This window comes from Streptosporangium sp. NPDC050855 (assembly GCF_044456585.1).
Classification (GTDB): domain Bacteria; phylum Actinomycetota; class Actinomycetes; order Streptosporangiales; family Streptosporangiaceae; genus Streptosporangium; species Streptosporangium longisporum.
The window spans coordinates 376,256-395,735 of the sequence record NZ_JBITFY010000002.1 but is presented as its reverse complement, the minus strand read 5'-3'; the positions used below and the strand labels follow the sequence as shown (position 1 = coordinate 395,735).

Here is a 19,480-nt window from a genome sequence, read left to right as displayed (position 1 = left end):
ACGGCCCCGGCCTCGGCGGCCCCGGCCTCGGCGGGCACGGCCTCGACGGGTGCGACCTCGGCGGCTGTGACCTCGACGGGTGTGACGGAGCCTCGCTCTCACCGCGTTCCGCGTCCATGCAGGGCACCATAGGCGGTGCGCGGGCGGGCGGGGGTGAAGAACGGTAGTCTTCCCCGCGTGAACGGAGCCGCGGGCTGACGGGAAGGGACGCGCCCGTCGTCACCGGAGGGCGGCCGGGGGCAGGGGCGTGCCGCGCCGGGCGGCGCGGCCGGACCGGGGAGGGGATGCCGGGGTGTATCTGAAGACCCTCACCCTGCGCGGGTTCAAGTCCTTCGCCTCGGCCACCACGCTCCGGTTCGAACCGGGCATCACCGCGGTCGTCGGCCCCAACGGGTCGGGCAAGTCCAACGTGGTCGACGCCCTGGCCTGGGTGATGGGCGAGCACAGCGCCAAGTCGCTGCGCGGCGGCAAGATGGAGGACGTCATCTTCGCCGGCACCTCCTCGCGGGCGCCGCTGGGCCGGGCCGAGGTCACCCTGACCATCGACAACACCGACGGCATGCTCCCGATCGACTACACCGAGGTGACGATCAGCAGGCTGATGTTCCGGGCCGGCCAGAGCGAGTACGCGATCAACGGAGACACCTGCCGGCTGCTCGACATCCAGGAGCTGCTCTCCGACTCCGGCATCGGCCGCGAGATGCACGTCATCGTCGGCCAGGGCCAGCTCGACCAGGTGCTGCACGCCGGTCCCGAGGAGCGCAGGGCGTTCATCGAGGAGGCCGCGGGCGTCCTGAAGCACCGCAAGCGCAAGGAGAAGGCGCTGCGGAAGCTGGACGCGATGCAGGCCAACATGACCCGGGTGCAGGACCTCACCACCGAGCTGCGCCGCCAGCTCAAGCCGCTGGGACGCCAGGCCGAGATCGCCAGGAAGGCCGCGGTCATCCAGGCCGACCTGCGCGACGCCAGGCTCCGGCTGCTCGCCGACGACGTGCTCACCCTGCGCACCGCGCTGGAGCGGGAGATGGCCGACGAGGCCGCCGTGCTGGCCCGGCGCGCCGCGGTGGAGAGCGAGCTCGAACAGGGCCAGGTCGCCGAGGCCGAGCTGGAGGCCGCAGAGGCCCAGGCCCAGCCGCGCCTGGCCGCCGCCCAGGAGACGTTCTTCCGGCTGTCCTCCCTGCGCGAGCGCCTGCGGGGCCTGTCCACCCTCGCCGCCGAACGGCACCGCCACGCCTCCGACACCGCGGTGGAGCGGCGCGGGCGCGACCCGGAGGACCTGGAGCGCGAGGCCGAGGAGGTCCGCGAGCAGGAGCGCGTCCTGGCCGAGCTGCTCGCCCAGGAGCAGGAGTCGCTCGCCGAGGCCGTGGCCGGGCGCGCCGAGACCGAGGCGGCGCTCGCCGCGGAGGAGCGGCGGCTCGCCGCCGAGGCCAGGGCCATCGCCGACCGCCGCGAGGGCCTGGCCAGGCTCAGGGGACAGGCCGGGGCCGCGCGCAGCCGGGCCGCGGCGGCCGAGGAGGAGATCGGCAGGCTGCGCCGCGCGCTGGAGGAGGCCGAGCAGCGGGCCGAGGCGGCCCAGGCCGAGCACGACGGCCAGGAGAGCGCCGAGCCGGCCGCCGACCCCGCCCTCGCCGAGGAGCTGGAGATCGCCCTGGAGACGGTCGAGCAGGCCAGGGAGTCGGTCGAGGCGGCCAGGGCCGGGGTCGAGACGGCCCGGGCGGCGGTCGCGGGCCCGGACGCCGCGCTCGGAGCCGCCAGGGCCGCGCTGACCGCCGCCCGCGAGGCCGACCAGCGGGCACAGCGCCAGGTGGCCGCGCTGGAGGCCCGGTTCGAGGCGCTGGAGATGGGCCTGGCCCAGGGCGCCGACGGTGCCGCCGCGCTGCTCGCCGCCGACCTGGCCGGGATGCTCGGCCCGGTGGCCGCCAGGCTCTCGGTACGACCCGGCGCGGAGGTGGCCGTCGCCGCCGTGCTCGGGGCCGCGGCCGAGGCCGTCGCGGTCGAGTCGCTGCAGAGCGCCGCCGACGCGCTGAAGTTCCTCAGGAGCCGCGAGGCCGGCCGGGCCACGCTGGTCATCGCCTCGGGCGAGGCGGCGCCCCCGCGGGGCCCCGTGCCGCTCGACGGCGCCGAATGGGCCGCCGACCTGGTCACCGTCCCCGCCGAGCTGCGGGCCGCCACCGCCGCCCTGCTGGCCGACGTGCTCGTGGTGGACGATCTCGCGACCGCCGCGAAGACGGTGGAGCGGTTCCCCGGCCTGCGCGCCGTCACCCGGTCGGGCGACCTGCTGGGCGCCCACGCCGCCAGGGGAGGCTCGCCGGGCGGCACCTCCGCCCTGCAGATGCGGGCCGCGCTGGACGAGGCCGCCGCCGACCTGGCCGGGGCCCGGACCGCGGCCGGGCTCGCCGCGGCGGAGCTGGAGGAGGCCGCCGAGGTCGAGGCCGAGGCCCAGGCCGCGGTCGAGGCGGCCCGGGCGCGGGTCGCCGAGGTCCAGACCGGCGTGCAGAACGCCCAGGGCGGCCTGGACGCGGCGCAGGCCGCGCTGGACCGGCTGCGCACCAGGCAGCGCGAGGCCGACCAGCAGGTCGCCGCGGTGGCCAGGAGGCTCGCCCGGCTCGGCGCCGCCGCCAAGGCCGCCCGTGACGAGTGCGAGCGGCTGGCCGGGGGCGTACGGGCCGCGGAGGAGGCACGCGACCGGGACGCGGCGGGCCTCGCCGAGCTGGAGGAGCGGCTCGCCGCCGCCGTCGGGGCCGAGGAGCCCGAGACCGAACCGGCCACCGACCTGCGTGACGAGCTCGCCGGGATCTGCGCGACGGCCAGGCAGGAGGAGATGGAGGCCCGCCTCGCCGTACGGACCGCGGAGGAGCGGGTCCGCAGCATCGAGGGCAGGGCCGAGGAGCTGACACGCGCCGCCGAGCGCGAGCGCGAGGAGCGGGCCAGGGCGGCCGAGCGCCGCGAGCGCCGCCGCGAGCAGGCCCGCACCGCCCAGGCGGTCGTCCGGGGGGCCGAGCTGACGTTGCGCGCCCTGGAGGCCTCGCTGGTGGCCGCGGCCGCCGAGCGCGACGAGGCGGAGCTGGCGCGCGGACAGATCGACGCCTCGCTCAAGGCCGTCCGGGTCCGCGTGCGCGAGCTCTCCGGCGAGCTGGACAAGCTGGTCAACCGGGCGCACGGCAGCGAGATGGCCCGCACCGAGCAACGCCTGCGGCTGGAGCAGCTCCAGACGCGGTCGGTGGAGGAGTACGGGGTCGAGCCCGACACCCTCATCGCCGAGTACGGCCCGGCCGAGCCGGTCCCGGTGGACGACGGCGATCCCGTCCCCTACGACCGCGACGAGCAGCTCAAGCGGGCCAAGGCGGCCGATCGCCAGATGGCCCAGCTCGGAAAGGTCAACCCGCTCGCGCTGGAGGAGTTCGCGGCCCTGGAGGAGCGCCACTCCTTCCTGACCTCGCAGCTGGAGGACCTCAAGAAGACCCGCCGCGATCTGCTGCTGGTGGTCAAGGAGGTCGACGAGCGGGTCGAGCAGGTCTTCGGGGCGGCCTTCGCCGACGTGGCCCGTGAGTTCGAGACGATCTTCACGCGGGTGTTCCCCGGCGGGGAGGGCAGGCTGCTGCTCACCGATCCGGAGGACATGCTGACCACCGGCGTCGAGGTCGAGGCCCGCCCGCCCGGCAAGAAGGTCAAGCGGCTCTCGCTGCTGTCGGGCGGTGAGCGGTCGCTGACCGCGGTGGCGTTCCTGGTGTCCATCTTCAAGGCGCGGCCCTCGCCGTTCTACGTGATGGACGAGGTGGAGGCCGCGCTGGACGACACCAACACCCAGCGCCTGCTGACGCTCTTCGAGGAGCTGCGGCAGACCTCGCAGATCATCATCATCACCCACCAGAAGCGCACGATGGAGATCGCCGACGCGCTGTACGGCGTGTCGATGCGCGGGGACGGCGTCACCCAGGTGATCAGCCAGCGCCTGCGGGAGCACGAGCCCGCCTGAACGCGCCGGGGCCGCCCGGACACCGGGCCGCGCGCGCTCCGGACCGTCCGGGGACCGGCCCGCGCGCACCCCGGCCGGGCACGGGCCCGTTCGAACGCCCGTCCGGACGGGGGCCCGCTCGAACACCTGGGGAGCGAGCATCCCGGGGCGTCTGGAAAACTGTGGTCTTGTGGAAGCCTATCTCGGCATAATCGCGATCATCGCCGTCATCGCCCTGCTGACGGGCGGCGGCATGCTCCTGCTGTTCCGGTCGGTGCGCAGGACGCCGCCGCGGGTCGAACCGCCCGAGGCGCCGCCCGTCTCCGGGGTGCCGCAGGCCCCCGGGCGCGGCACGGCCGTGGACGAGGACGCGGCGACGACCACCGTGCCGCCACCGGCCAGGCCGATCGACCCCGCCGACGTCACGATCCTGCCGCCGGTCGAGGTCCCGCCGCCGTCCGCCGGCCGGATGGTGCGGCTCCGCGCCCGGCTGGCCCGCTCGCAGAGCACCCTGGGCAAGGGGCTGCTGGAGCTGCTCTCGCGCGACCGCCTCGACGACGACGCCTGGGACGAGATCGAGGAGACCCTGATCACCGCCGACGTCGGCGTGGCGCCGACCCGGGCGATGGTCGAGGAGCTGCGCACCCGGGTCAAGGTGCTGGGCAGCCGGACGCCCGAGGAGGCGCGCGCCCTGCTGCGCGAGCAGCTGCTCGCCCAGATCGGCACCGACATGGACCGTACGCTGCACGTCGCCCCGCACGGCGAGCGCCCGGCGGTGGTCCTGGTGGTCGGCGTCAACGGCACCGGCAAGACCACCACGACCGGCAAGCTGGCGCGCGTCATCATCGGTGACGGCGGCAAGGTCGTGCTGGGGGCGGCCGACACGTTCCGTGCCGCCGCCGCCGACCAGCTCCAGACCTGGGGCGACCGGGTCGGGGCCGGGGTGGTGCGCGGTCCCGAGGGCGGCGACCCGGCCTCGGTGGCCTTCGACGCCGTCGCCGAGGGCATCCGGGAGAAGGCCGACGTGGTCATCGTCGACACCGCCGGACGGCTGCACACCAAGACCGGCCTGATGGACGAGCTCGGCAAGGTCAAGCGCGTCATCGAGAAGAAGGCGACGGTGGACGAGGTGCTGCTCGTCCTGGACGCGACCACCGGCCAGAACGGCATGCGCCAGGCCCGGGTGTTCGCCGAGGTGGTCAACATCACCGGCATCGCGCTGACCAAGCTCGACGGCACCGCCAAGGGCGGGATCATCATCTCCGTCCAGCGCGAGCTGGGGGTCCCGGTCAAGCTGGTCGGCCTCGGCGAGGGCCCGGACGACCTGGCCCCGTTCGATCCCGAGGTCTTCGTGGACGCGCTCCTCGGCGAGTGACCCGCCCGCCCTCCCGCCCGCCTCGCCCGTACGGGCACCGAGGCCGGTGAGCCGCCCCCGGCGTGGACATCCCGGGGGCGGTAGGGGGCGGGCAGGGGGTGACGGGCCCGGCCGGTCCGCGCCAGAGTCGCGGTGAAGGCGCCTGAGGGCGCCGTGCGCCGTGCGCGGGGGCTTGCGCCGGACGTGAACGGCCGTGCCCCCGCGGGTGGACGCGTGCCGCGGGCGGGCCGTACGCCGTCGTTCTCCCGTGCACCGCCGGTACGCCGCGCGCTGCCGGCCGAGGGGAGGAGCGACATGCGGCGATGGAGGAGGGCGGCCCTCATGCTGGCCGTCGTCAGCGGGGTGGGCGGTGCCTGCCTGCTGCCGCAGGCGGCCGGTGCCGGCACGGGGAACGGGGCGGGGAACGGGACGGGACGGGCCGCCGGGCCGGGGCTCACGGTCGAGCCGGTCGCCGGGTTGACCAAGCCGGTGCAGATGGTGGTGGACCGCTGGGGCGTGCCGCACATCTACGCGCGCAACACCGCGGACCTGTATCTCGCGCAGGGCTTCAACGCCGCCCGCGACCGCCTGTTCCAGATCGACCTGTGGCGCCGCCGCGGCCTGGGCCTGCTGTCGGAGGTCCTCGGCCCCGGCCACCTCGCGCAGGACCGGGCGACCCGGCTGTTCCTGTACCGCGGGGACATGGACAGGGAGTGGGCGAGCTACGGCCCGGACGCGAAGATGGCGGCCACCCGTTTCACCGAGGGCGTCAACGCCTACATCGACCGGCTGCGGCGCTTCCCCGAGGAGACGCCGCCGGAGTTCCGCGAGCTCGGCTACGCCCCGGCCCGCTGGTCGCCCGAGGACGTGGTGCGGATCCGCAGCCACAGCCTGGTGGTGAACCTGGGCCCCGAGGTCGACCGGGCCCGCGCCGTCTGCGCGGGCGGCATCGGCGTCGACCCGCTCATGCGCAGGCTCCAGCCCCACTGGAGGACCTCGGTGCCCGACGGGCTCGACCCGTGCGCGATCCCCGCGGACGTGCTGGGCGTCTACCAGCTCGCCACCCAGGGCGTCACCTTCAAGAACGGCCGGGTGCAGGCGGTGACCGAGCCGTCCGTCCCGGCCCCGGCCGAGGGCAGCAACGCCTGGGCCGTCGCCCCGTCGCGCAGCACCACGGGACGGGCGATCCTGGCCAGTGACCCGCACCGGGTGATGAAGGCCCCCTCCCTGCGGTACGTCACCCACCTGTCCGCGCCCGGCCTCGACGTCATCGGGGCCGGGGAGCCCGCGCTGCCGGGCGTCTCCATCGGGCACAACGGCACCGTGGCGTTCGGGCTGACCATCTTCGGCGTCGACCAGGAGGACCTGTACGTCTACCGGCTCGACCCCGCCGACCCGGGCCGCTACCGCTACGGCCAGGGCTGGGAGCGCATGCGCACCGTCACCGAGAACGTGCCGGTCAAGGGGGAGGCGGCACGCCCCGCCGAGCTGGCCTTCACCCGCCACGGCCCGGTGATCAAGGTGGACCGGGAGCGGAACCTCGCCTACGCCCTGCGCACGACCTGGTCGCAGCCGGGCACGGCACCCTACTTCGGCAGCATGGCGTACATGGGCGCGCGGAACTGGAAGGAGTTCACCGCGGCCATGCGCACCTGGGGCGGTCCGCCGGAGAACCAGATCTACGCCGACACCGCGGGCAACATCGGCTGGGTCCCCGGGGGGCTGGCGCCGCGACGGGTGGGCTACGACGGCCTGATGCCCGTCCCGGGGGACGGCCGCTACGAGTGGGACGGCTTTCACGACGGCGCGCTGCTGCCCCGCACCTACAACCCCCCGAAGGGGATCGTCGCCTCCGCCAACGAGTTCAACATGCCCGAGGACCATCCGGTGAAGGTCGGGTTCGACTCGTGGGCCTTCCCGTACCGGCATCAGCGCATCGTCGAGGTGCTCTCGGCGAAGCCGCGCACCTCGCCCGCGGACTCGCGGGCGCTGCAGAGCGACAAGCTCTCCATCCCCGCCCGCGAGCTGGTACGGCGGCTCGCCGGGATGAGCGCCACCGAGCCGTCGGCGGTCAGGGCGCTGGAGCTGCTGCGCGGCTTCGACGCGGTGATCGACGCGGACTCGGCGCAGGCCGCCCTGTTCGAGACGTGGTTCACCGCCCACCTGGAGCCGGCGTTCGCACGGGCGGTCCTGCCGGAGAACGTGGCGAATATGATCTTCATTCACGACCCCGTCCTGCTGATGGAGGCCCTGCGGGAGCCCGAGCGCTGGTTCGGCGCCGACGGCGCGGCCGTGCGGGACCGCCTCCTGCTCACCTCGCTGGCCGCGGCCTACGACGCCCTGGTGGTGCGGCTCGGCCCCGGCCCGGCCGCCTGGAGGTGGGGCGACATCCAGAAGATGACGTTCGATCACCCGCTGGGCGAGAACGTGGGCCCGTTCCCCCGGGGCGGGTCCTGGAACACCGTGGACGCGTCGAACTACCTGCCCGGCTCCTACGCGCCCCTGTCGGGCGCGACGTTCAAGATGGTCCTCGACGTCGGCGAGTGGGACAGGTCGCGGGCGATCAACGCCCCCGGGCAGTCGGGCGACCCGGGCAGCCCGCACTACCGCGACCTGGCGCCCCTGTGGCAGAAGGGGGAGTACTTCCCGCTGCTCTACAGCCGCGCCGCCGTGGAGGCCAACGCCGAACGGCGCCTGCTGCTGACCCCGCTTCCCTGACGGACGGCCTCCCGGCCCTTCCCGCTTCCTCCCGCGCTCTCCCGCCCCCTCCCGGTCCGTCGCGGGACTCGCCCTTCCGCGACGGACCTCGCCCGGCCCGCCACCGACCGGTGGCGGGCCGGCCCTCTTCGGCCGATCACCGCCCGCGCCCTCCCGGCTCCCTGCGCCCTGCGCCCGGCTCCCGGCTCCCGGCTCCCGGAGAATCCTCGCGGCCGTGACGAAGGGCCGAATGATGCGTCCTTGCAGGGCGAAGGGACGAAGAACCCGGTAGGACCCTCTCGAATGAACCGGTGGCACCGTCCGCCCGTTCCTCAGAGGGGAGATTAAGTCCTCGGCGCGTGGGAAGCGGGGAGACGTGAAGACGGGTGTCACAGCTTCTGCGGGGTCGAGGTCAGGTCCGGCGGACGGCAACGGCCGTTCGGCGGCGGGCCCCGGAGCCGTGCGTCCCGGCCTGTCACGGCACCCGAAAAACGGGCCTACCAGCGGTTATGTGATGATGGACACATCTCCGACCAAATCCAGAGAACGATGTTACGCTATTGAGACTTATCCGGCTGTAGGGCGTGTCGCACCCGCCGTGGACACAGTCGTCGATCATCCCCCTGACCTCTCAGAGCTTTTAACGGCCCCCTTACGGGGTGCCTGCGAGCATCGAGTACGCCGTCAGAAAGGGTGTGTCGCGACCGTGCCGGGCGGTAGTGGGGGGAAGAGTACGAGGGGGATCGAATGATCACGATGACGGAAGAGCAGCGCCAGGACTGGTTCGAGCGTGACGTCGTTCCGGTCACCAGCCAGCTGTACGCGTCCGCGATGCGTCTGACCCGCAACACCGCCGACGCCGAGGACCTGGTCCAGGAGACCGTCACCAAGGCGTTCACCTCGTACCACCAGTTCCGCGAGGGCACCAACCTCAAGGCGTGGCTGCACCGCATCCTGACCAACAACTTCATCAACGACTACCGCAAGAAGCAGCGTTCGCCCAAGCTCTCGGCCACCGAGGAGATCGAGGACTGGCAGCTCGCCGCCGCCGAGTCCCACACCTCCACCGGCCTGAAGTCCGCCGAGACCGAGGCGCTGGACCAGCTTCCCGACAGCGCCGTGATGAACGCCCTGCGCGCCCTGCCCGAGGACTTCCGGGTGGCCGTCTACCTGGCCGACGTCGAGGGCTTCGCCTACAAGGAGATCGCCGAGCGGATGGGCACCCCCATCGGCACGGTCATGTCGCGCCTGCACCGGGGCCGGCGCCAGCTGCGCACCATGCTGGAGGGCTACGCCCGCGAGGAGGGCGGCTTCCGCCTCTCCGCCGACGTCCAGGCGGCCTGACCCCCGGGCCCGTCCCCTCCTGCTCGACCCGTGGCCCGCTCCCCTGCCGGGGAGCGGGCCGCGGGCGTTCCCGGGGACGTCAGTGCCGGGTCGGGGGCGGGTCAGCCGGACGCGATCAGCGCGACCGCCCCGAGGGTGAAGCCCACCCCCACGACCTGCACGGTGTTGAGCCGTTCCCCGAGCACCTGGCGGGCCAGCAGCAGGGTGCTCGCCGGGTACAGCGAGACCAGGACGCCGACGAGGCTCAGCATCCCGCGCTGCTGGGCGAGCATGAACAGCACGTTCGCCACCATGTCGAGGATCCCGGCGCCCAGGATGAAGGCCGGCGCCCCGGGTGCCGGGCGCAGGGTGCGGCCGGCGGCCAGGGCCAGCAGCCCGATGGCCGCGACCGAGGCCACGCGGGCGCCGATCAGCGGCCAGATGCCGCCCCCCTCGGGAACCTGGGCGAGCAGGATGAAGAAGCCGCCGAAGCCCGCTCCCGCGGCCACCGAGGCCAGGACCGAGCGGTACCCGCCGCTCGACGTCTCCTCGGAGGAGCCGCGGCTGACCAGCAGCACCGCCAGCAGCGCCAGGACCACCCCGCCGAGCGCGACCGGCGACGGGCGCTCTCCGACGGCGAGCCCGAACAGCACCGGCAGCACCGCCGAGACGGTCGCGGTGATCGGCGCCACCACCGACATCACGCCGGTGGCCAGCGCCCGGTAGAACAGCAGGACCGCCACCGCGCCGGAGATCCCCGAGGCCGCGCCCCAGGCCAGCGTCGCCAGGGTGGGCGTCCCGGGCAGGACCGGCAGCAGGGCCAGGGCCAGTACCAGCCCGGCGGCCTGGGAGAGGACCACCACCGCGAACACCTGCGCCCGGCGGGTCGCCAGCCCGCCGAGGAAGTCGGCGGTGCCGTACACCACCGCGCAGGCCGTCGCGAGTATCACTGCCGTCATTCGAGCCCCCCTAGTACAACACAGTGAACTTTCAGGACAATATATGAGGTGCAATGAAGTGCCAAACGGGTTCACTACACTGAACCCATGGACCCGGAGACGATCACCGCGGCGGTCGCCAACAACGTGAGGGCCCAGCGGGCGCACCGGCAGATGACCCTCGACGAGCTCGCCGCCCGCTCGGGGGTGAGCCGGGGGATGCTGGTCCAGGTCGAGCAGGCCAGGACCAACCCGAGCATCAGCACGCTGACCCGCATCGCCGACGCGCTCGGGGTGACGGTCGCGCGGATGGTGGAGGTCTCCGACACCCCCGTGGTCCGGGTGGTGAGCGGGGCCGACGTCATCACGTTCCCGCACGGGAGGTCCAGCACGGCGCGGCTGCTGGTCGGCACCGACGCCCCCGCCATCCTGGAGCTGTGGGACTGGAGCCTGGCCCCCGGCGACCACCACGACGGGGACGCCCACCCGCCGGGCACCCGCGAGATGCTGACCGTGCTGGAGGGGACGCTCACCCTGTCGGTGTACGGCAGGAGCCACCCGGTGCAGACCGGCGACGCCGTCGTGTTCAGCGCCGACCGCCCGCACCGGTACGCCAACGAGGGGGACGACCCGCTGCGGTTCATGATGGTGGTCACCGAGCCCCGGGAGACGCCCGACCGCTGAGGTCGTGCGCCCTGTCCGGTCACCGGCCCCCGGGTGCCCCGGACGTACGCGGGAGGCGGGAGCGGATCACCGCGGACGTGGCGCCGCGGTGGCGCGTCGGAGAGGTGAAACGGCGGCCGATGTCCCATCCTGGTGGAGTGCCCGGCCATGATCGCGCGGGGGGACCCGGCCGGGATCGATCATCACCTCCGCGTCGCTTTCGGGGGGAAGCATGCGGGTCTGGACGGTGCCCATGGTGGCGCTGATCGCGGTCGCGGGGAACACCTCTCCGATCACCCTGGTGGGGTCGGTGGAACCGGCGGTGACCACCGTGGCCGCCGGGGCGCCCCCGTCGGCGGTCCCCGCGGGCTCGCCCCCGCCGGGGACGGCCGGAGTGCGGGCCTCCAGGCACGAGGCCCGGCCGCCCGTCCCGCCCCCGGCCCGCCGCGTCGACTGCGAGCGGGTCAGGTGCGTGGCGCTCACCTTCGACGACGGCCCGGGACCCTACACCGGGTGGCTGCTCGACCTGCTCGCCGAGCGCCGGGTGCGGGCGAGTTTCTTCGTCGTCGGGCGGATGGTCTCCGAGGAGGACGAGGCCGTCCTGCGCAGGATGGTGGCCGAGGGGCACGAGCTGGGCAACCACACCTGGAACCACCCGCAGCTGACCCGGCTGGACCCCGGGGAGGTCAGGGAGGAACTCGGCCGTACCCAGTGGCTGGTCAAACGGGTGACCGGGGTCACGATGGGCCTGATGCGCCCGCCGTACGGGCTGACCGGCCCGTGGGTGGCCGCGGAGAGCCGCCATCTGGGGCTCGCCCAGATCCTGTGGAACGTCGACACGCGCGACTGGCACGACCGGGACGTCTCGGTCGTCGCCCACCGCGCGGCCGGGGCCGGGCCGGGCTCCATCGTGCTGCTGCACGACATCCACCCCTCCACGGTGCGGGCCGTCCCGCGCCTGCTGGACGACCTGGCCGGCAGGGGCTACCGGTTCGTGACGCTGTCGGAACTGTACGGGCGGCGCCCCGTACCGGGGCGAAGGTACTACTACAACCCGTGACGCGGACCTGCGCGGCGACCGTCCCGGGACGCCTCCGGTGGAGCGCGGGCGTCCCGGGGAACGGGCGTCCTCAGCAGAGCTGGCGGGCGGCCAGCTGGGCGAAGAGCCCGTCCGGTACGGCCAGCAGCTCCTCGTAGGTGCCCTGCTGGACGATCCGTCCCTCGTCCATCACCAGGATGCGGTCGGCGTCCACCACGGTGGAGAGCCGGTGGGCGATCACCACCCGGGTGGCGTTGAGCCGGTGGGTGCTCTCGGCGACCAGGCTCTGGGTGGGGTTGTCCAGCGCGCTGGTGGCCTCGTCGAAGAACACGATGCGGGGCCGGGCGATCAGCGCGCGGGCGATCATCATGCGCTGCCGCTGGCCGCCGGAGAACGTGGTGGTGCCCTCCGACAGCACGGTCTGCATGCCCATCGGCATGGCCTTGATGTCGGCGGCGAGCCCCGCCATCTCGGCCGCCGCCCACGCGTCGTCCACGGTGTAGGTGCTGCTGCCGATGATGTTGGCCTGGATGCTGCCCGCCTGCAGCGCGCCGTTCTGCAGCACCACCCCGCACTGGCGGCGGACGGCGGAGACGTCGAGCTCGGCGAGGTCCTGGCCGTCGTACAGGACGGTGCCGGACAGCGGGGTCTCGAACCCGAGCAGCAGGCGCAGCACCGTGGACTTGCCGCTGCCCGAGGGGCCGACCAGGGCCACGAACTCGCCGGGCTCGATCGACAGGGCGATGCCGTCCAGGGTCAGCGGGCCGTCGGTGCCGTACCGGAACGACACCCGGCTGAGCGCCAGCCGCCCCGACAGGTCGCCGGGGTCGGCCTTGGTGCCGTCGGTCTCCGGCCGGGCCTCCAGGATGGGCTTGATGTTCTCCATCATCGGCACCACGCCCATGGCGGTGACGGCGGCGGCGGTGAACTGCAGGCTGGAGGCCAGCAGCAGGCTGAACGCGGTGAAGAACGGCAGGAACGCGGCGATCGGGACCTCGCCCTTCAGCGGGCCCGCCACCACCGCGAACACGACCGCCGTGCACACCAGCGGGAACCCGGCGTTGAACGTGGTCACCACGTTCTGCACGCGGCGGGCCGAGGCGATCAGCGTCCGCCCCCTGGTGACCTCGCGCGTCCACTCGGCGAACGCCCGCTCCTCGGCGGCGGCGGCCCGCAGCTTCGGCATCGCGGTGAGCATCTGGAAGACCCGGGACGACAGGACCTGCTCGTGCCGGTACGCCTGCCGCTGCCAGCGCAGCTGCGCCCGCCCGGCGCCGAGCGCGAACCCGGCCCCGCACAGTGTGAGCCCCATGGCGACCAGGGCCAGCCGCACGTCGTAGAAGAACACCAGGATCAGGTTGGCCGACCCGGTGAGCAGCCCCAGCGTGGCCGTGGTCAGCATGCCCGACAGCATCTCCTGCGCCGAGCTGATGCCCAGCACGGTGGTGCCCAGCTCGCCGGTGGAGTAGCGGGTGAAGAACCCCGCGGGCAGGGAGAGCAGCCGGGTCCACAGGCCCGACTGCATGGCGGAGGTGGAACGGCTCTCGATCCTGAGCACGGCGATGTTCTGCACCACCGACAGGGCCGCGATCACCACCCCGGAGGCGATCACCACCAGGGAGCCGTGCACGATGAGGTCGACCTCGGCCCGGACCGTGAACACGCCGAGCACCTGGCCCGTCATGATCGGGACGATCAGCCCGAGCAGGGCGACCAGCACCCCCATGGCCGCGAACCGCAGCAGGTCACCGCGGTTGCCGCTGAACAGGCCCAGGCGCAGCAGCGCGCCGACGGACCTGACCGAGGCGGGCAGCGGACGGTACAGCACGTGGGCCCGTTCGGTCACGTTGCGGGCGACGACCGCGGTGACCGGGGTGACCACGCCGTCGTCGACCATGACGTAGCCGCGGCTCAGCGGGAGCAGCGCCACGTGACGGCCCGTGGAGTGGGTGCCGACCATCGGCCCCAGGTCCTTGGTCCACCACCTGCCCTCCAGCCGCACGACGCGGGTCCGCACGCCGGAGGCCAGCGCTATCGCCTGCAGGTCGTTCACGCTACGGCCCTGGCCGCCGTGCCGTACCGGAGGCCGGACGTCGAAGCCCAGGTGCGCCCCGACCAGCCGGGCCGAGGCCAGCGAGGGCGGGTCGGCGGCCACGTCGGCCACCCGCACCGGGGAGTCGGTGTCGCGCAGCACGGCGTCGAAGCTCCGCACGGCCTGCGTCAGCACGGTGCCGTCGCGTTCGCTCAGCGCGGCCAGGGCGGCGCGCTCCTCGTCGCGCTGCCGGTCGATGCGCCGGTCGATGCGGGTCAGCAGGCGGACGGCGTGGGCGGCCAGCAGCTCGCCGAGCGCCCCGTCGCCCTCGCCGGAGACGGAACGCAGCGTGCGGGCCCGCAGCCGGGTGCCGGTGCGGGCGACCAGCCACTCCCCCTCGGTCAGGCAGACGTCATCGCCCGCGCCGAGCAGCACGCCGTCGCTGTCGCCGATCTCCAGCTCGCCCGCCTCGACGCGCACGCACAGGACGCCGTCGACCGACCGCACGGTGGTGTCCGCGTCCAGCTCCGCCGTCCCGTCGGCGGGCAGCGGCACGAACTGGCGGGGCGGCAGGGTGCCGGGCAGCGCGCCGGCCAGCAGCTCGACGCCGTGGCCGATCCCCTTCATCAGCCAGTCGGTCGCGTCGGCGGGAAGCCCTCCCATCTCCGTGACCAGGACGTCGGAGAGCACGGCGCCGGGCACCGGCCGGGCCACGATCACGTGCCGCGGTCCCGAGCGCACCCCCCAGGCCAGTACCGTGCCGGTCTCGGCCCGGCCCAGGAAGTTCCAGCGTCCCTCCAGCTCGCCGCCCGCCGTCCGCACCGCGAACAGGTCCACCGCGCCGGCCTCGACCAGCAGCAGGAGCCGGGGGTCGTCGAGGATCATGAATCGTTCGGTGCCGAGGTCCACCCGGGTGGTGGCCCTCACGAGCCCGGCGGGGATCACGCGCCGCCCCCGGTCTCGAACAGCCGCGCGTACGGGCCGCCGGCGGCGAGCAGTCCCTCGTGGGTGCCGCGCTCGGCGATCCGGCCGCGGTCCAGGACGATGATCTCGTCCGCGTCGCGGACGGTGGACAGCCGATGGGCCATCAGCAGGCAGGCGCAGCCGCGGCGGCGCAGGTTGTCCATGATGACACGTTCCGTCTCTGGGTCCAGGGCGCTGGTGGCCTCGTCGAGGATCAGCAGGGTGGGTTCGGCGGCCAGGGCGCGGGCCAGCTCCAGCCGCTGCCGCTGACCGCCGCTGAAGTTGCGGCCGTCCTCGCGGACGAACGAGTTGATCCCGCCGGCGCGGGCCTGGACGGTGTCGAAGACGGCGGCGTCGCGCAGCGCGGCGAACACCACCTCGTCGGGGACGGCGTCGTTCCACAGCGTCAGGTTGTCGCGCACGGTCCCGGAGAACAGCGCGATCTCCTGGTCGACGTAGGCCATCGAGGCGGCGAGCACGGTACGCGGGATCTCCTCCATCGGGCGGCCGTCCAGCAGGATCCGGCCGGAACGCGGCTCGTACAGGCCGGTCAGCAGGCGGCCCAGGGTGGACTTGCCGCTGCCCGAGCCGCCCACGATGGCGATCCTGCTGCCCGGCATCACGGTCAGCGAGAGGTCCTCGATCATGGGGGCGGCCAGCGGACCGTACCCGAAGGTGATGTTCTCCAGGTCCAGGCGCCCCTCCAGGCGGGTGGCTAGCACGACGCCGTCCGCGCCCTCGCCCGCGCCGCCCGTGCCGCCCTCCGCGCGCTCGAAGCGGCGGGCGATCGGGTAGCGCTCCACGTCGTGGATGCGCCTGATGTCGGCGGTGAGGTCCTGCAGGCGGCTGCCGAGGTTGGTGAGCTGGGTGACCGGCCTGCTCAGCGCGGCCAGCAGGGTCTGGAAGGAGACCAGGATGCCGATGCTCAGCACGCCCTCCACCACCCGCAGCCCGCCGACCAGCAGCATCAGGCCGGTGTTCACGGTGGCCAGCATCGGGGGGACGACGATCAGCAGCGCGGTGGGCACGCCGAGCCGCTGCTGCGCGGTCACGGCCTTGGCCAGGAAGCCCGCCCAGCGGGTGAAGGCGTCGGGCTCGCCGCCGGTGGCCTTCACCGTCTCGATCATGCTGAGCGTGGCGAAGGTCGTGCCGGTGAGGTTGCCCCGGTCGTTGCGGAGGGTGGAGACCGCGTCCTTGCGCACCCGGGAGACCCAGCGCAGCACCACCATGTTCAGCGCCGCCATGCCGACGCCGATGACGCCGAGCAGCACGTCGTAGCGGACCAGCAGGGCGGCGTAGAAGACCACCAGCACCAGGTTGATGACCGTCAGCGTGAGGTCGCGGGACAGGACCTCGGCCACGGTGTCGTTGGTGGAGACCCGGCGCGACACCTCGGCCGGGCGGCGTTGCAGGAAGAACTCGATGGGCAGCCGGAGCAGGTGGCGGAAGAAGCGGGCCGAACCGGCCAGCCCGATCCTGATCTCCAGCCGTAACAGGTAGAACTGCTGCACGGAGGTCAGCACGAAGACGGCCAGCGCGGTGAGCACCATGGCGACCAGCAGCGCCGGCAGGTAGCCCGGCGAGTGGCCGCTGAGCACCTGGTCGATGAAGACCCGCGAGTAGGCGGGGCCTGCGATGCCGGGGATCACCAGCAGCGCGCTGGCCAGCAGCACCAGCGGCAGCGCCCGCCCGCTCGGCAGCCGCCACTGCAGCAGCGCCTTGCCCAGCCGGCTGCGCTCGCCGCCGGGCGTGAAGTCCGGGCCGCGCTCGAACGTCAGCATGATCCCGGTGAAGCCGGAGTCGAAGTCCGACCACTCCATCAGCCGTGGCCCCCCGGAGGGGTCGTTGACCGCGACCATGGTGCGGCCGAACCGGGTCGTCACCCCCTCGACCACCAGGAAGTGGTTGAACGCCCAGAAGATGATGACCGGTCCGGTCTGGGCGCGCACGTTCTCGGCCTCGACCTGGAAGCCGCGGGCGACCAGACCGTAGGAGCGTGCCGCCGCCATCACCGAGGACGCCCTGGAGCCGTCCCTGGACACCCCGCATCGGACGCGCAGCTCCTCCAGCGGCACGTGCTTGCCGTAGTGACCCAGGACCATCGCCAGCGCGGCCGCCCCGCACTCGACGGCCTCCATCTGCATCACGGTCGGCACCCGGTGGGGGCGTCTGCGGCGCGGGCGTGAGAGCCGCCGCCCCCGTTCCCGCCCGGGTGCGGGGGTGGGAGCGGGTACGGGCGGCGGCGCGGCGGGCAGGGTGGTGTTCGTCATCGGTGGCTCCTTCGTCAGCGCCCGAGCAGCAGGTCGAACGGCCTCTGCCCGCCCAGGTGGATGGAGGCCGACACGCTGACCTGGGAGTCGAGCCGCACGGGCGGGCCCTGCGTGGTCGACCAGGCGTACCCCGAGCGCGTGTCCGGGTCGGGGATCAGGTCCACGATGATCATCAGGGGGGCGTGGCCGGCGCTGTACTTCCTGGCGGCCAGCTCGCCGCCGACCATTCCGGCCAGTGCCTCCTCGGTCAGCGGGTAGCGGCTGACCGAGGTGACCTTGCCGCGCAGCAGCCCGAAGACGGCGGCGGGCGCGGTGGCGACCGACAGGTCCACCAGGCGGCCGGGGGTGATCAGTGCCGTCCGGTCGGCGGGGACGAACAGCATCGCGACCAGGCGGTCACCGGCGACGTCGGTCCGCTCGACCGTCGCCACGGTGGTGCCGACCGGGACGACCTGGCCGTCGCTGATCGTGGTGTCGACCACCTGGCCCGCGAACGGGCTGGTCACCGTCCGCCGCTCGCCCTCGGCGTCCCGCAGCTCCACGATGGCCTGGCCGACGGTCACCGGGTCGCCCGGCTTCACCAGGACGCGCTGGGCCATGCCGGTGTGCAGGCTCTGGATCCGGGCCGTACCGCCGGGGTGGGTGAGAAGACCCGGGGCGCTGACCGAGATGCGCAGTTCGTCGGCGAACGACCAGAACAGCCCGCCCGCCATGGTGATCATCACCACGAACACCGCGATCCAGCCGCGCGGGGTCACCAGCAGCGTGGGGGAGTCCAGCTCATCGGGTTCGCGGGCCCGCTGCAGGGCCTTGTATCGGAATTGCAACGCGGTTCACCCTTCCATGCGGGGGCGGGAGCCGAGCACGAGCTCCCCGACGGTGCCTTCGAGGAGCGGGTCGCGCCCCGAGGCGGTGGCGAAGGCCGCGGTGTCGCCGCCGCCCAGGCCGCACACGGCCAGGTTCATCGCGGTGGCGACCAGGTAGAGGGTCTGGTAGAGCACGCCCACGTGCTTGAGCACCAGGGGGTAGGCGACGGTCTCGTACTTCCACATCACCCGGCCGAACCGGGCCGCCACCAGCAGCACGACCTGCGGGTCCGCCTCCAGCATGGCCGCGCCCCGCGCCTCGGAGACCAGCGCCGCCGTGGCCTTGTCCGGCTCGGCGACCAGCTCCAGCTCGTGCCGGTCGGTCGCGTAGTGCCACAGTCCCGCGGGCACTCCCTCGCACGCCGTCACCAGCGGGTAGACCTCCAGCTCGTGCACGGCCCCGCCGCTGGGGTAGGGCCGGTCGGCCAGCTCCTGCCCGTCGCCGCCCGTCATGGTGCCCCGCCTGCGCAGGGACCGGTAGAGCAGCTCGCCGAGCTGGTCGAGGGTGATCGGCGCGTCCATGTCGTGCGCGCGGATCGAGCGGCGCCGCTCCAGCACCTCGGTGAACGAGGGGTCGGCGGCGGCGATCCGCTCCAGGTCCGGTACGGGCAACGCGACCGTCCGGGTGCCCGCGGGCGCAGGGGAGACCGGCTCCGGCGGGAAGCGGTCGCCCAGGGGATGGGTGCCGCCGTAACCGGAGGCCGAGGCGGGGGTGCGGGTACGGGCGTGGAAGGCCAGGTCGCCGGGGTGCCACTGGGCGTGGGAACGCTCGGTGGTCTCGACGTCCTCCTGCGGGCCGCCCGGGGCCAGCAGGCCGGCCGTGGCCAGCAGCCGCAGCACCGGGGCGGGCACGCCGGTGCTCCAGGCCGCCAGCTCACCGATCAGGCCGGCGGCCCGCGGCGCCAGCTCGACGGCCAGGTGACGGCCCGGGGCCTGCAGGGTCGGCATGCCGTCCACGATCCGCGCCTCGGCGAAGCGGGACAGCCGCGCGGGACCGGCCGGGGCCGGGGCGAGCAGCGTCGCCCCCCGGCCGACCAGGCGGAGCCTGGCGATGATCTGGCGGATCTGGCGGATCTCGCCGACCTCGCCGGTCCGGCCGCCTTCGCGGACGGCGTGCTCGACCAGCCCGGAGGCGTTCAGCCCGCGCAGCAGCATGTGCCAGCGCAGCAGCCCGCTCTCGCCGTCCAGCGCGGTCACGGCGACGGCCAGCTCGGCGTCGTCGTGGTCGCCGTCGGCCAGCAGCTTCAGGGCCGCGCCCTGTCCGGGGGTCAGCGTTCTGAGCTCGACGGCCCTGCCGGCCACGTCGAGGTGTTCACCGGTGAACGACACGTCACGGCGCAACCGGGAGACGAGGGTGGGGTTCATGTGTCCGGCCGCCCG

At 73.9% G+C, this 19,480-nt stretch carries 11 protein-coding genes; 6 read left to right on the top strand and 5 right to left on the bottom strand.

Going from position 1 to position 19,480, the window contains the following annotated elements:
• The first annotated feature begins 292 nt into the window (after positions 1-292).
• From smc to ACIBCT_RS06895, 4 genes are all read left to right on the top strand, one after another.
• Positions 293-3,976 carry a chromosome segregation protein SMC gene (gene smc / locus ACIBCT_RS06910; RefSeq protein ID WP_399186447.1) on the top strand — a complete coding sequence of 1,228 codons (3,684 nt, stop codon included), beginning with the start codon at positions 293-295 and terminating at the stop codon, positions 3,974-3,976.
• A gap of 169 nt (positions 3,977-4,145) precedes the next feature.
• On the top strand, positions 4,146-5,330 hold the full coding sequence (gene ftsY / locus ACIBCT_RS06905) for a signal recognition particle-docking protein FtsY (protein ID WP_399186446.1): 1,185 nt from the start codon (positions 4,146-4,148) through the stop codon (positions 5,328-5,330).
• A gap of 294 nt (positions 5,331-5,624) precedes the next feature.
• The gene (locus ACIBCT_RS06900) at positions 5,625-8,027 is read left to right on the top strand and encodes a penicillin acylase family protein (protein ID WP_399186445.1); all 2,403 of its coding nucleotides are present in this window, start codon (positions 5,625-5,627) and stop codon (positions 8,025-8,027) included.
• 726 nt (positions 8,028-8,753) lie between these two features.
• Positions 8,754-9,350 carry a sigma-70 family RNA polymerase sigma factor gene (locus tag ACIBCT_RS06895; protein WP_399186444.1) on the top strand — a complete coding sequence of 199 codons (597 nt, stop codon included), beginning with the start codon at positions 8,754-8,756 and terminating at the stop codon, positions 9,348-9,350.
• Between the two features lie 101 nt (positions 9,351-9,451).
• On the opposite strand, the gene ACIBCT_RS06890 is transcribed toward ACIBCT_RS06895, so the two are convergent.
• Positions 9,452-10,288, bottom strand: a complete 837-nt coding sequence (locus ACIBCT_RS06890) for an EamA family transporter (protein ID WP_399186443.1) — start codon at positions 10,286-10,288, stop codon at positions 9,452-9,454.
• Between the two features lie 87 nt (positions 10,289-10,375).
• Here ACIBCT_RS06890 and ACIBCT_RS06885 point away from each other — a divergent pair, with 87 nt between their 5' ends.
• Together ACIBCT_RS06885 and ACIBCT_RS06880 are read left to right on the top strand one after the other, a co-directional pair.
• On the top strand, positions 10,376-10,951 hold the full coding sequence (locus tag ACIBCT_RS06885; RefSeq protein WP_399186442.1) for a helix-turn-helix domain-containing protein: 576 nt from the start codon (positions 10,376-10,378) through the stop codon (positions 10,949-10,951).
• A gap of 211 nt (positions 10,952-11,162) precedes the next feature.
• Positions 11,163-11,990, top strand: coding sequence for a polysaccharide deacetylase family protein (locus ACIBCT_RS06880; protein WP_399186441.1), 828 nt, complete (start codon positions 11,163-11,165; stop codon positions 11,988-11,990).
• 70 nt (positions 11,991-12,060) lie between these two features.
• Here the strand turns inward: ACIBCT_RS06880 and ACIBCT_RS06875 are convergent, their stop codons facing one another.
• Genes ACIBCT_RS06875 through ACIBCT_RS06860 form a run of 4 tightly spaced genes read right to left on the bottom strand, consistent with a single transcriptional unit; the run spans position 12,061 to position 19,465 of the window.
• The gene (locus tag ACIBCT_RS06875; protein WP_399186440.1) at positions 12,061-14,928 is read right to left on the bottom strand and encodes an NHLP bacteriocin export ABC transporter permease/ATPase subunit; all 2,868 of its coding nucleotides are present in this window, start codon (positions 14,926-14,928) and stop codon (positions 12,061-12,063) included.
• Between the two features lie 14 nt (positions 14,929-14,942).
• Positions 14,943-17,234, bottom strand: a complete 2,292-nt coding sequence (locus tag ACIBCT_RS06870) for an NHLP family bacteriocin export ABC transporter peptidase/permease/ATPase subunit (protein WP_399186439.1) — start codon at positions 17,232-17,234, stop codon at positions 14,943-14,945.
• Positions 17,235-17,248: 14 nt separating this feature from the next.
• The gene (locus ACIBCT_RS06865; protein WP_399186438.1) at positions 17,249-18,061 is read right to left on the bottom strand and encodes an HlyD family efflux transporter periplasmic adaptor subunit; all 813 of its coding nucleotides are present in this window, start codon (positions 18,059-18,061) and stop codon (positions 17,249-17,251) included.
• Positions 18,062-18,067: 6 nt separating this feature from the next.
• A complete protein-coding gene (locus ACIBCT_RS06860; protein ID WP_399186437.1) occupies positions 18,068-19,465 on the bottom strand; it encodes a SagB family peptide dehydrogenase in 1,398 nt (465 codons plus the stop codon).
• Positions 19,466-19,480: the final 15 nt, after the last annotated feature.

What these genes read in the sequence shown, in the direction of transcription:
- ACIBCT_RS06900 (WP_399186445.1), top strand. Translation starts at nt 5,625, where the DNA reads ATGCGGCGATGGAGGAGGGCGGCCCTCATGCTGGCCGTCGTCAGCGGG.
- ACIBCT_RS06895 (WP_399186444.1), top strand. Translation starts at nt 8,754, where the DNA reads ATGATCACGATGACGGAAGAGCAGCGCCAGGACTGGTTCGAGCGTGAC.
- ACIBCT_RS06890 (WP_399186443.1), bottom strand. Translation starts at nt 10,288, where the DNA reads ATGACGGCAGTGATACTCGCGACGGCCTGCGCGGTGGTGTACGGCACC.
- ACIBCT_RS06885 (WP_399186442.1), top strand. Translation starts at nt 10,376, where the DNA reads ATGGACCCGGAGACGATCACCGCGGCGGTCGCCAACAACGTGAGGGCC.
- ACIBCT_RS06880 (WP_399186441.1), top strand. Translation starts at nt 11,163, where the DNA reads ATGCGGGTCTGGACGGTGCCCATGGTGGCGCTGATCGCGGTCGCGGGG.
- ACIBCT_RS06870 (WP_399186439.1), bottom strand. Translation starts at nt 17,234, where the DNA reads ATGACGAACACCACCCTGCCCGCCGCGCCGCCGCCCGTACCCGCTCCC.
- ACIBCT_RS06860 (WP_399186437.1), bottom strand. Translation starts at nt 19,465, where the DNA reads ATGAACCCCACCCTCGTCTCCCGGTTGCGCCGTGACGTGTCGTTCACC.